Raw genomic sequence first — 12,046 nt, 5'->3', positions numbered from 1 at the left:
AGCGCGCCCAGATCGTCCGCCCGCACAGCCGCAAGCGAGCCGCCGAAGCGGCCGATGGGGGTTCGGATGTAGTCGCAAATGAAGGCTTCAGTCATGGTCTTCTCTTTCAAAGTTCGGGAACGACGAGGTCGGCGACCGGTCCATCGGTATGAAGCTTGGCTCCTGTCATCGCCTGCAGCTCATCCATGGTCATGGCCGCGAGCTTCTCGCGCACGACGAAACGCCCCTTGACGATATCGATAACGGCATGGCTGGTGTAGACACGCGTGATGCAGCCGACGCCGGTGAGCGGGAAAGTGCATTTCTCGACCAGCTTCGGCTTGCCGTCCTTGGTCACGTGTTCGGTGATGACGAACACCTGCTTGGCCCCATGCACCAGATCCATGGCGCCACCGACGGCTGGCACGCCCTTGCTCCCCACGCGCCAGTTGGCGAGATCGCCGCTCTCGGCAACCTGATAGGCCCCAAGAATGGCCACATCCAGATGGCCGCCGCGCACCATGGCGAAACTATCCGCATGATGGAAGAAGGCCGCACCCGGCTTCAGCGTGACCGCCTTCTTGCCGGCATTGATCAGATCCCAGTCTTCCTCACCCGCCGCGGGTGGCTCGCCGAAATCCAGAATGCCGTTCTCCGTATGGAAGATCGCCTGCCGGCCGGGCGGCTGATAGCGCGCCACCATTTCCGGGAAGCCAATGCCCAGATTGACGTAAGCGCCATCGGCAATGTCTTGCGCGGCGCGCCAGGCGATCTGGGCGTTCGAGAGCTTGATGTCATCTCGCGTGTTGATTGCTTGTGCGTCGACGGTCATACGTAGGCTGCTCCGGCTCGAATGAGTTCTTCTTCCTGGCTTGGATCGGCGACTTCGACGACGACGTTCACGAAGATGCCGGGAGTGACGACCTGTTCGGGGTCGATGCCGCCGACCGGCACGATCTTCGAGACTTGCGCGATCGTCTTTGCCGCGGCCATGCACATCAGCGGATTGAAATTGCGTCCCGCCTTATTGTAGGTCAGGTTGCCGTGAGCGTCGCCGAAACGGGCCTTCACGATGGCGAAGTCCGCCTTCAGCCAACGCTCCTGAACGTAATGCCGGCCTTCGAATTCGGCGACCGGCTTGCCGTCGGCCAGCTCCGTGCCATAGGCCGTCGGCGTGTAGAATGCCGGGATGCCGGCTCCGCCCGCGCGGATGCGCTCGGCGAGCGTTCCCTGAGGCACGAGTTCAAGCTCGATTTCGCCGGCAAGATAGCGGTCTGTAAACGCGCGCGGATCGGATGAGCGCGGAAACGAGCAGATCATCTTCTTGACCATGCCGGCGTCGATCATTGCCGCAATGCCGATGCGTCCATTGCCGGCATTGTTGTTGATGACTGTCAAACCGGTCGGCCGCTTGTCGATCAAGGCGTGAATGAGTTCGATCGGCGCACCCGATCCCCCAAATCCGCCGATCATAATGGTCGCACCGTCGCCGATGTCCTTCACCGCGTCGGCAGTGCTGGTGATCGTCTTGTCCATTCATATCCTCCGTAGCCAAGCCGATCCAGGAGTCCGGCCCGCAATAGATTCGTAGCCCCCTCGCGGCTCGACGGCAATGGATTCGTGCGATATAGTGCATTTGTTGCAATACCGCACATCGAAAGATCGTCTCATGGAAACGAAGCAGAGCGACATGATGGGCGGCCTGGCCAAGGGCCTGCGCGTCATCGAGGCCTTCACCGCCGACAATCCTCGGCTCAGCATCTCCGAGGCTGCCGCCATTACGGGACTGGACCGGGCAACGACCCGGCGCTGCCTGCTGACGCTCGCCGAGCACGGCTACTGCGCCTACGACGGAAAGTTCTTCACCGTGACGCCCCGGGTCCTGCGGCTGGGGACGGGTTGTCTGGCGTCCATGCCGTTGCCCCGCATCGTTCAGCCGTGGCTGGACCAGCTTTCCGACAGGATTGGACAGAGCACATCTGTTGCGATTCTCGACGAAGGCGAAATCGTGTACGTCGCGCGGGCGGCCCAGCGGAAGGTGATGTCGATCGCGCTTATGCCGGGGTCCCGTCTTCCGGCCTATTGCACCTCCATGGGCAGGGTCATGCTGGCGGCCTTGCCGGCAGATCGAGCGCGCAACATTCTGGCATCCTTCCCCCTGAACGCGAGAACGCCACATACCCTGACCGATATCGAGGCCGTGATGGAAGAGCTGGACAAGGTCAGGCAACAGGGGTTCGCCTCCGTCGACCAGGAGGTCGAGATCGGGCTTAGATCCATAGCCGTCCCCCTCAAGAACGCACGAGGTGCCGTGGTCGCCGCCCTGAACACCGGCCTTCCCGTTTCTCCCGAAACGATGCCGGCCCTTGTCGAAAGATACCTCAACCCGCTTGGACAGGTCGCGAAGGAACTCAGCGGGATACTGACCTGAGCTGATAGTAACGAACGATCGCGTTACTCGCCAGCAGATGGCCTGGGCAGAAGGACGTTGAAGAAGGGTAGCAAGGCCGCTCCCAGTAGAACGCTGTCGCCGGCAAAGGCGGCTGGCGACACCGGCGGCAAGGTTGGCGGCGGGCTTTCCGGACGCTGATTTTCGGCAACCTTTTGCATTGCCACGATCAGGGCATCGACGACATCAGGGGGCAGATCACCGTCGAGTATGATCTTCCCAGGCGCGACAAAGCTGGCGATGGCCATCAGGACGACAAATAGATGCTCGGCAGCATTCTCGATCCATGCCTTTGTCGCGGCTTCGGCCGAAACGTCGCCGCGTCGGCTCTTCAAGGCCGCCTCGTAAGCGTCTGCGGAGCAGACCTGGTCCAATGGCCGGCGATCCGGGCCGGTCAGCATGCCGCCGATCCCCCCGCCTTGCCGCGCGCGCCGGCAAAGGCGATGGAGTGCAGGAGCAGCCCCGAGCGGATACGATCCTCAAGCAGCACCATAACCATCCCGGTCTCCGGCACGCCGGCGCGCGCTCCGCCAGCACCGCCCAATCGGTCGCGAGCTCGGCAACGACGAGTTGATCGGGAATGGCCTCCCTCACCAGCGCTGCATCTTGGGCACCATAGTCTTCCAATGCTAGGCCGATGCCTACGAGGTTGGCTGAGGCCCCCGCTACTTCCCGCAGGCTATCGAGAACGGCTGCAATCGCCGCCTTATCCGATCCGTCCCGCCTGACCTCCTGGCGAGCACGAATCATGCCGGCAAGGTCAATCCCCGCTATCGTCTTCCGGCGCAATCGCAGGCCGATGGCGAAGGCACCGTCCGGTCGCGGGGCGTATTCAGCCGAGGGAACCTGGGCACTCTGCGTGCGGCGATGGCCTTCGACGATCTGGTACGGAGCTCCCATTCGGCACATCCCCGTGTCCGGTTGGCTGTGATCGAAGGGACTTCGATCAGTCAGGTCGAGGCGCTCCGGTCCGGAAGGCTCGACTTCTGCATCATTCGAGCAACGGGTGCTGGGACACCTTTCCTGTCGACCAAAGTTCTCATGAGGGAACACATGTTGATGGCATTGCCCAAAAGCCATCCCCTGGCGAAAAGCCTGAAGATCAGGCTGGCGGAGCTTTCACAGGACAAGTTCGTGCTATTTGCACCCGCGGGTCCCGCTCCCATGCATGCAATGTTGGTATCGGCATGCCGGGAAGTGGGATTCGCGCCGAATTTCGAATTAGAGGTGCAACATCAGCCGAGCGCGGTCGGACCGGTCGCGTCGGGTGACGCGGTGGCGATGCTTCCAGCGAGCCTCGCCGCTGTGCGTCACCGGGATGGAATCTTCAAGCGGCTCGTCGGGAACGGTTCGGAGATGACCTTCGACGCACTGGCCGCCTGGTCTCCAACGAATGAAAATCCAAGCCAGGAGCAGCTCCTGGCCACATTGCCCGATCACCGCACGTCAGCAATGGGTGCCGAGTAACACGCCCCGCGCATATTTGCGTGAGGCATTCGATCGTTCATCCCGAGTGCATGAAGTCTAGTCGGCGCGTTGGCCAGCTCTCCATAGGCGATGTGGAGAATTGCTTTCGTAACCAAGCTTGTCGAAGCTCGCGACTTCAAGGATCAGCCCCCAAGGCGACCGGAAATAGATCCAGTTGAAGCCGGCAAGAGGACCTGCCTCTACCAGATTAGGCCCGTCAAGCATTTCGATGCCGAGCGCGCGCAGACGCTCGGCCGAAGCATGCACATCTTGGACTTCAAAGCATAGATGCATGCCGCCGACTTCGGAAGACCGCCTGGGGCGAGAGGCCTTGTCGCCGCTATATTCGAAGAGCTCGACGCTCGTTCCCTCGCCGCAGCGCAGAAACACCAGATCGCGGATTTTCGAATCCGCCGAGGCGCCGAGCTTGTTCTTCATGAAATCCTGATCGACATCGAACGGACCTGTGCGGAAGACCTCGACGGCGCCGAAGACCGCCTGGAAGAAGGCGATGCCCTCTTCAATGTCGGGCACCGTAATGCCGATATGGTGCATGCCAAGAACTTTGTTCGACATGTTATCCTCCCCATAGATATGCGGTAAATGGTTGAAATTGTGATGTTTCGCAGTGAAGCCCGTCGGCCCGAAACAGAGATTTCTGTTGAGATCAGGCCGTAGCTCGTCTGCGCACCCCCGCGTAGATCAAAGCTGCCACGACGATCAGAATGCCCTGGAACAGATACTGATAGGTCTGGGTCAGGCTCAGGAAGGTAACGGCGCTGAGGATCTCGGTAAGCAGGATGGCGCCCAACACAGTTCCTATAAATGTGCCTCTGCCGCCGGTCAGGCTGGTGCCGCCAAGCACGACTGCGGTAATGCTCGAGAGCGTGTAGCTGATACCCTGACGGGGATCGCCGACGCCGATCTGGGTCATCAGCATTATCGCTCCGAGACCAGTCAGCAACGAGCAGGCAATGTACCCGGCGATGTAAGTCATATCGATCCGGATACCCATTCGGCGGGCCGATTCCTCATTGGAACCAACCGCGCGCAGGCGCCAACCCGCCCTTGTCCGGCGCAAGACATATTCGCCACCCAAAGTGACGGCTACGAGCACGAGGAAGGCGACGGGGAATGGCCCCCACTGCCAGTTGACCCAATCCGTCACCGTGGAGCTGATATAGCCGTCAGGATTGTCGCGCAGCAGGAAGCTTAGACCTTGTATCGCGATATACATGGCAAGCGTGGCCGCAATCGGCGTAAAGTTCGCATATCGGATCAAAATGCCGTTCACCGCGCCTGTGATAAAGGCCCCGGCGAACATCAGCACGAAGCCTGCCAGGATCATTGGCGTCGACACGTCATCATTGACGAAGAACGATGCAACGACGACGAGGAAGCCCGCGAGCGGCCCGACGGAGAGGTCGATCCCGCCCATGAGCAGCGCAATCGTCTGCCCCAGTGCGATGAAGCCCAGTGCCGTCGCCAGCAGGAAAATGTTGTAGATATTGGAGACCGACAGGAAATTGTCGTTCTGCCCGTTCACATAGAGCCCGAGCAGCAGAGTGACCAATGCCAGAGGCACGACCGGCGCATTGTCGGACTGCAGGAAATGGCGAAGCCCCTTTGATTGCGCAGCGTCCGCTTTCTCACCGCTATCGACATCATGCGTTTCCGCCTTGAGGGCTGCGGCAACGATACGTTCCTCGGTAACATCATCGCCGACAAGCGTCTCCACCACCTGCCCACGCGACATCACCACGACCTTGTCGCAAAGCCCCTCGAGTTCCACGGCATCGGACGAGTTCACGATAACAGGCGTACCGCCCTCCGAGACATCCCGCAGGATGCGGTAGATTTCGAAACGAGCACCGACATCGACGCCCTGGGTCGGCTCGTCGGCAATGACCAGGCCTGGCTCCGACAGGAGCGCACGCGACATCACGACCTTCTGCTGGTTGCCACCCGACAGGGAAAGGATCGGTGCGTCCATGCTCGGCGCCTTCACCGCCAGTTCGCCGAAGATCGCCTGAACTTTCTCATGCTCCCGGCTGCGGCTCATCACGCCGCCAACCGCGAATTTTTCAAGCGCAGAGAAGGTGGCGTTTTCGCGCACGGTCAGGCCGCTGGCGACGCCTTCGCGGTGCCGGTCGGAGGGCATGAAGGCCGCTTCGCGTACAAGCGCCTGCTGGTTGAGCGGTCGGCCGCGCAAAGTGATTTCGCCTTGCGCCGGCTGCAGTCCGGCAAGTGTGCGCATGAGCCCAGTCTGGCCATTGCCCGCCACACCGGCAACGCCGACGATCTGGCCGCGCGGCACATCGAAGCTGATATTGCGAAGTCCCTTTCCACTCAGGCCACAGACCGAGAGACACGTTTCCTCGACCATGCGCGTCGATTTGGGTGGAAAGGCAGATTCGAGCGTCCGACCAACGATGAGGCCGACGAGATCGGCGTCGCTGACATCGCTGACGCGCGCAGCGCCGCGCACGCGTCCGTCGCGCAGGACGGTCACGCGGTCGGCGATTTGGCGCAGCTCCGCGAGCCGGTGGGTAATGTAGATAACCGACGTTCCGGCTGCCACGGCGTTGCGGATGCGGCCGAACAACATGTCCGTCGCTTCCTGATCGAGGGAGGCCGTGGGCTCGTCCAAGATGAGGACCTTGGGCTTTAGCGCAAGCGCCTTGCCGATTTCGAGCAGATGTTTCTGCGCCACGGTCATGCGATCCGCGCGCATGCGGAGCGGTAGTTCCAGCCCCACTTCATCAAGCATTTCCTGCACAACGTCCTGTGCGGGGCGATCAGAGAAAACGGATGGTGGCAACGCGACGCAGAGGTTTTCCTGAACCGACAGATCTTGGAGGATCGCCGGATGCTGGAAACAGATGGCAATACCAAGAGAGGCCGCGACTTCAGGCGTCATCTGTTGGATACGCTCGCCCTGGAAGCTTATTTCACCTTCGCTGGGCTGAAGTGTACCGGCGATGATATTCATCAAGGTCGATTTTCCGGCACCGTTTTCCCCGAGGATGGCATGGACCTCGCCAGGCAGGAATTCGACGCTGACATCGCGGAGCGCCGGAACTCCCGAGAAGTATTTAAAGATCCCGGCCAAACGGATCGTTACGTCGTCATATGCCGATCCGCCTGTCTCGATCGCATTCATCTCAACTGCACTCATAGCCTTCAATCCGGTCTAGGGAGCGCACGCCCGGAGTTCTTCTTCCGGGCATGCGCTGCATGTTGTGCCAATTACTTGCCGACGGCCTTTGCCTGATCTTCGGCAGGAAGCTCAGAAGACAGGTAGATGGCGCCAGGCAGATCGCTGCGGCACTGCACCGCATTCGGCTTTCCGGAGACCGAGTCCTCGAAGGTCGGCGCCTTGAATTCCTCGTCCTTCGGCGGCGTTCCACCGGTAGCAAGCGCGACGGCCCACTGGACGGCGAGGCGGACATTGTCATTGCCGGTCGCGACCGTGAACAGCTTGAAATCGGCGTTCTTATCCTTGTTCGCCTGCCAGAAGCAGCCGAGCGAATTGCCGTCAGATGTCGCAAGCGCCGGGATAGACTTGCCCTGCTTCTCGAACAGCGGCAGTGCGCCGACCATCGAAGGGCCGAAGTCGGAGATGATCACATCTATCTTCGGATTCTTGGCGATTTCCGCCGTCAGCACCTTCTGCGTCAGCGCCGGGTCCCAGTTCGTGACGTCGAACGGTTGCGGATTGACGAAGACATATTCCGGACCCAGAACCTTCTTCAGGCCCTTGAGTTCGTCCAGACCCTGGCTATTGCCGGCCGGGCCGCTGAGGAACAACAGGTTTCCACCCTTCGGCAGGACGCTCTTGATCCACTTGCCCCAATTCTCGCCGTCGTTCTCGAAAGATGCGCCGACGAACTTGGAATAGTTCTTGCCATCCTTGCCACCAACGGCGACACGATAGGGCACGACGATCTTGCCCTGCTTGTAAACGCTGGTAAGCGCGGGAAGGACAGCGGGACCTGCATCGCCGAAGACGACGAGCGCGTCGATGCCCTTGGCCGCCATGCTCTTGATATCCGAAATGGACTTTAGCGTATCGCCCTGGCCATCGGCATATTCATATTTGGTGATGCTGGGGCAAAGATCGACGGTCTGCTTACCCGAGGCGGTCGTTACCTGGCGCCAGCTGTTGCCGCCGTAGCCGTCGAGCAGGGCGAGCGACGCCTTTTTCGGTCCGCACCAGGACGGGGTATCCGCCGCCTTCGCAATGTTTGCACTGCTAAGTGCCATGACCGTGGCCGCAACTGACAGCGCCAGGCCCTTGGCGATAGAAGTATATTTCATTTCTGTTCCTCCACTTTTTTTGTTCCAGTCGATTTCCTGAGGTTTACCGTCCAGCGGATCGAGTAAACGCCGATGCCAAAACCCAGAGCCAAGGCCTGGATGATGGTTTGAGCCGAAAACGGCACGCCGACCGAGAGTGCGAATTGGCTCAATTGGTTTAGAAAGAAGGCCGCGATGACCGTCGAAATCGGGAAACCCCGACCGCCCAGCAGCGAGGTGCCGCCGAGCACCACGACAGCGACGGATGGCAGCAAGAGACTATCTCCCTGAAAGGCGGTCGGCTCGCGGGTGATGCCTGCGATCAGCGTCCCGGCCACGCAATAGAGCAGTTGCGCGAAGACATAGGCCATCGTCTGGTGTGTCCGCACGCGAAGGCCCGCAGCACGCCCGGCGCGCGGGTTGGCGCCGATCGCCTCGAACCTGCGGCCGGCAACCGTTTTCTTCAGCACGAAGGTGACGACAGCCATGGCAACGAGCGCGAAAATAACCGAGTTCGGCAGGCCGAGGAGTTGGCCGCCTGCGATGTTAGCCAACAGGTCTGTCGTGATCGAGGGAACGCCGCCGGACACAGCAAAGACTGCGCCATAGAGCAGCGCATTGGTGCCGATCGTGGCGATAATCGCGTTCAGTTGGAAAAAGCTGACAAGAATGCCGTTCAGGAAGCCGGCCGCGAGCGCAAAGCCAAGCGAGATAAGGACAGCCTGATAAAGCAGCGCGTCATCCTGTTGGGGATAGTGGGTCGCGACGACGACGGCGAGCGAAACGGCTCCGGGCAACGATAGATCGAAGCCGCCCTGCTGCACGACAAGCAACTGTCCCAGGCCGACGATGGCGATAATCGCAGCAAAAGGCAGGCTTCCCGACATCGCACCCCAGGAGAGGCTGGAAGGTGCATAGAGTGCGCAGATCATCAGGAGAACAAGCGTCGAGAAGACGACAGTGACGAAGCTTCGCGCCAGCGGCATCGGCAACATTGTCCGCCTGGGGCGCATGTTTGAAGCGATGGGGGTTGCGTTCATCATCGAAGCTCGTCTTTCACGCTGAAATTCACGACAACATCGTCGAGCTCGCGACGCGAAAGCCGCGGAGCACGTTCGGCAGATACCTACAGGGGAGATCGAAGACCGGCGTTAGAGGTCGCTGTTGCTAACTACCCAACCTGTCGCGGCGTCAGCCTTTGCGGCGCGTCCCGGCTGATCGAACCGTCGGCGGGGCAACAGTTTCGGCCGGGAACCTCGCAATTCCTGATAATCGACATAGAATCCGCCGCACACGCTTCCGGCTTCAGCGAGCCAGTTGCGGATCTTGTCCCAATTGAGAGTGCTTATCGCTTTCATGTTCCCTCCTCCTCAGAAAATCAGCTGCGGCAATCGCCTTACCCGCGGTCGCCGATCGTTGGCCGCCATTCATAGATGCTGATGCTCGAATAGATCTCGTGAAGGACAAAAGGATCGTCCGCACTGAATTGACGCATCTCTTCGAGCGAGCCGACATCGGCGACGACCACTCCTCCGCTGCCCTCACCGGTTTCGTCCAGAATTGGTCCGGATTGGATAATTCGAACTCGGCCGGATCGTAGATGGCGCTTGTGATCCTCGAGATGGATCGCGCGAGCCGCCGCCTTCTCGGGATTCGATAGAGCGACGCGAACTGCAAGCATGACCTCTAGCTCCTCACCAGCCAAACCGTCCTTTTGTCTTCCTCCGCGACGCCGGTATTCCGGATATCGCAAGACTAATGGTAGACGGAGTAAAGCCAAAGAAAACAACGGATTTATCCATTTTGGACTTATGGATCATCGCGCGGTCTCCCACGAAACTTCCCTGGGGCGCCGCTCGATTAGCGGCGCCCCGCATCCCTCATGCCGCCTTGGGAGCGTCTCCACGGAATGCGCGTTCAAGCAGATCGGTTAGCCCGCGTTTTTCCAGCGCACGCGGGTTCCAGTAGGCGTTCGACATCGCCTGTTCGACGGCAGCATCGATACTGCCTTCGGGCATGCCGAGCTCCTTCAGCGACATCGCGGCGCCAAGCCCCTTGGCAAGGTCGAAGAGCCCGGAGGCCGGGTCGGCGACGCCAAGCGCCCTGCTCAGCCGCGCCGTCGCCTGCGGTGTCGCCTCGGCGTTATAGGCGACCGCATGCGGCAGCACCGCCGTGTGCATCTGGGCGTGCGGCAGATTGAACATACCGCCGAGCGTGTGGCAAAGCTTGTGGTGCAGCGCCATGCCGACCGAGCCCAGGCAGACGCCGCAGAGCCAGGCACCGTAGAGCGCGTCTGCGCGAGCAACCTCATCTTTGGGGTTCGAATGGATGCGCGGCAAGGCGCGGGCAATGGCGCCGATCCCCTCCTCCGCCATCAGCGAGATGATCGGATTGGCCTCTTTCGCATAGAGCGCCTCCACGGCGTGGGCGACGGCGTTGATGCCGCTGGTGACAGACAGAGAGACGGGCAGCGTCATCGTCAGATCGACGTCATAGACGATGACCTCAGGAAGAATGCGCGGATCGGATTTCGTGACCTTGCGCCCTCCCTCGGTCTCGCCGAGGATCGGCGTGGCTTCGGAACCGGCATAGGTGGTCGGAACGACGATCTGCGGCAAGTCGGTGCGAAAGGCGATCGCCTTGCCGAGGCCCGTCGTCGATCCACCGCCGATGGCGAGCAGAGCATCGACAGCATGCTCTTCGACGACGCGCATGGCATCCGCAGTCACCTCGACGGGCGTATGCATCTGCGCCTTCGAATAGGTCGCAACGACGCTTGATCCCATATGCCGCGCGATATCGGCGGCCTGGCCGGCCTGCTCAGGCGTGGACAGCACAAGAATGCGCCGAGCCTTCAGCCGTTCGGCCTCTTCAGGAAGTCGCGCCACGGTGCCTCGTCCGAAGATGACTCGGCCGGGATTTCCGTTGTAGGTGAAGTTATCCAATTCTCCGCTCCTATCTCGTCTGATCGGGACGGGCGAGCACGAAGTCGTAATCGGAGCGCCAGAGGGTCTCGCCGCCCTCGACCCGCGTAAACGGCGCGACAAGCGTCTTCTTGACGCCGAACACCGTGTCCGATTCCAGATAGGGATCGCCGCCGACGAAGGTGTGCGTCACCAGCTTCTGGAAGCCATCTGCGCGAACCATGTAATGCATATGCGCCGGGCGATAGGGATGACGCCCGAGGCTCGCCAGCATCTTTCCGACCGGACCGTCATCGGGGATCGGATAGGAGACGGGCTTGATGCCGACGAAGCTGTAGCGTCCATCGGCTCCCGTCACGAAGACGCCTCGATTGTTCCACTTCGGCTGGATATCCGGCTGCTGGACGTCGTAATAACCCTCCGCATTGTCGGACCAGACGTCGATCTTGGCGCCTGCGACGGGATTGCCGTCGAGATCGAGCACGCGGCCGATGAAGAGACAGCTTTCACCCTTGCCATCCAGGCAGATCTGGTCGCCCATCTCTCGAACCGCGCAACCCTCGACGTGAAACGGCCCGAAGACCGTATTCTCCGTCGCGCCAGCCGGCCGCCTGTTGTTAATCGCATCGACCAGCATCGACAGGCCGAGCGTATCGGAGAGAAGGATGAATTCCTGACGCTCCTGCGTGCAGATCTGCCCGGTCCGCGTCAGGAAATCGATGCCGAAGTCCCATTCATCCTGTGTCAGGTTGATCTCGCGCGCGAAGTTGTGGAGATGCTTGACGAGACAGGCCATCACTTCGGCGAGCCGCGGATCGACATTCCCGCCCATGCGGGCGTTGACGGTCGCAACCGAATTCTCCTCGGTGAAAAAGCCTGAAGGCGATGCGCTCCCGCTCGCTTGGTCCGACATGTGCTGCACTCCTGA

The 12,046-nt window shown here is 60.9% G+C and carries 13 protein-coding genes; 2 read left to right on the top strand and 11 right to left on the bottom strand.

What is annotated here, in order from left to right:
* Positions 1-106 precede the first annotated feature (106 nt).
* Both EV561_RS16395 and EV561_RS16390 read right to left on the bottom strand, forming a co-directional pair.
* Positions 107-811, bottom strand: a complete 705-nt coding sequence (locus EV561_RS16395; RefSeq protein ID WP_132523293.1) for a CoA transferase subunit B — start codon at positions 809-811, stop codon at positions 107-109.
* Positions 808-1,515 (bottom strand): 3-oxoacid CoA-transferase subunit A, encoded by a 708-nt coding sequence (locus EV561_RS16390; protein WP_132523291.1) that lies wholly within the window; start codon positions 1,513-1,515, stop codon positions 808-810. The genes EV561_RS16395 and EV561_RS16390 overlap by 4 nt, the downstream gene beginning before the upstream one ends.
* A gap of 133 nt (positions 1,516-1,648) precedes the next feature.
* On the opposite strand from EV561_RS16390, the gene EV561_RS16385 reads away from it, so the two are divergent.
* Entirely contained in the window at positions 1,649-2,410 is a 762-nt protein-coding gene (locus EV561_RS16385) for an IclR family transcriptional regulator (protein WP_132523289.1), read from the top strand.
* 23 nt (positions 2,411-2,433) lie between these two features.
* Here the strand turns inward: EV561_RS16385 and EV561_RS16380 are convergent, their stop codons facing one another.
* Positions 2,434-2,829: an ROK family protein gene (locus tag EV561_RS16380; RefSeq protein WP_132523287.1), complete on the bottom strand. Its 396-nt coding sequence runs from the start codon at positions 2,827-2,829 to the stop codon at positions 2,434-2,436.
* A gap of 466 nt (positions 2,830-3,295) precedes the next feature.
* Between EV561_RS16380 and EV561_RS16375 the strand changes: the two genes are divergently transcribed.
* A complete protein-coding gene (locus EV561_RS16375) occupies positions 3,296-3,895 on the top strand; it encodes a LysR family substrate-binding domain-containing protein (protein ID WP_132523285.1) in 600 nt (199 codons plus the stop codon).
* Positions 3,896-3,952: 57 nt separating this feature from the next.
* On the opposite strand, the gene EV561_RS16370 is transcribed toward EV561_RS16375, so the two are convergent.
* The 8 genes from EV561_RS16370 to EV561_RS16335 form a co-directional block, all read right to left on the bottom strand.
* Positions 3,953-4,471, bottom strand: a complete 519-nt coding sequence (locus EV561_RS16370) for a VOC family protein (protein ID WP_132523283.1) — start codon at positions 4,469-4,471, stop codon at positions 3,953-3,955.
* 91 nt (positions 4,472-4,562) lie between these two features.
* Positions 4,563-7,073: an ATP-binding cassette domain-containing protein gene (locus EV561_RS16365; RefSeq protein WP_207910547.1), complete on the bottom strand. Its 2,511-nt coding sequence runs from the start codon at positions 7,071-7,073 to the stop codon at positions 4,563-4,565.
* A 71-nt stretch (positions 7,074-7,144) separates the two neighbouring features.
* A complete protein-coding gene (locus EV561_RS16360; protein ID WP_132523281.1) occupies positions 7,145-8,215 on the bottom strand; it encodes a substrate-binding domain-containing protein in 1,071 nt (356 codons plus the stop codon).
* Entirely contained in the window at positions 8,212-9,237 is a 1,026-nt protein-coding gene (locus tag EV561_RS16355; RefSeq protein ID WP_207910546.1) for an ABC transporter permease, read from the bottom strand. Before EV561_RS16355 ends, EV561_RS16360 begins: the two co-directional genes overlap by 4 nt.
* A gap of 108 nt (positions 9,238-9,345) precedes the next feature.
* The gene (locus EV561_RS16350) at positions 9,346-9,552 is read right to left on the bottom strand and encodes a hypothetical protein (RefSeq protein WP_132523279.1); all 207 of its coding nucleotides are present in this window, start codon (positions 9,550-9,552) and stop codon (positions 9,346-9,348) included.
* A 38-nt stretch (positions 9,553-9,590) separates the two neighbouring features.
* Positions 9,591-9,875 carry a YciI family protein gene (locus EV561_RS16345; protein ID WP_132523277.1) on the bottom strand — a complete coding sequence of 95 codons (285 nt, stop codon included), beginning with the start codon at positions 9,873-9,875 and terminating at the stop codon, positions 9,591-9,593.
* Positions 9,876-10,074: 199 nt separating this feature from the next.
* A complete protein-coding gene (locus EV561_RS16340; protein WP_132523275.1) occupies positions 10,075-11,139 on the bottom strand; it encodes a maleylacetate reductase in 1,065 nt (354 codons plus the stop codon).
* A gap of 10 nt (positions 11,140-11,149) precedes the next feature.
* On the bottom strand, positions 11,150-12,031 hold the full coding sequence (locus tag EV561_RS16335) for an intradiol ring-cleavage dioxygenase (RefSeq protein ID WP_132523273.1): 882 nt from the start codon (positions 12,029-12,031) through the stop codon (positions 11,150-11,152).
* Between the last annotated feature and the right edge of the window lie 15 nt (positions 12,032-12,046).

This window comes from Rhizobium sp. BK376 (assembly GCF_004341625.1).
Classification (GTDB): Bacteria; Pseudomonadota; Alphaproteobacteria; order Rhizobiales; family Rhizobiaceae; genus Rhizobium.
This window is presented reverse-complemented; position numbering and strand designations above follow the sequence as displayed.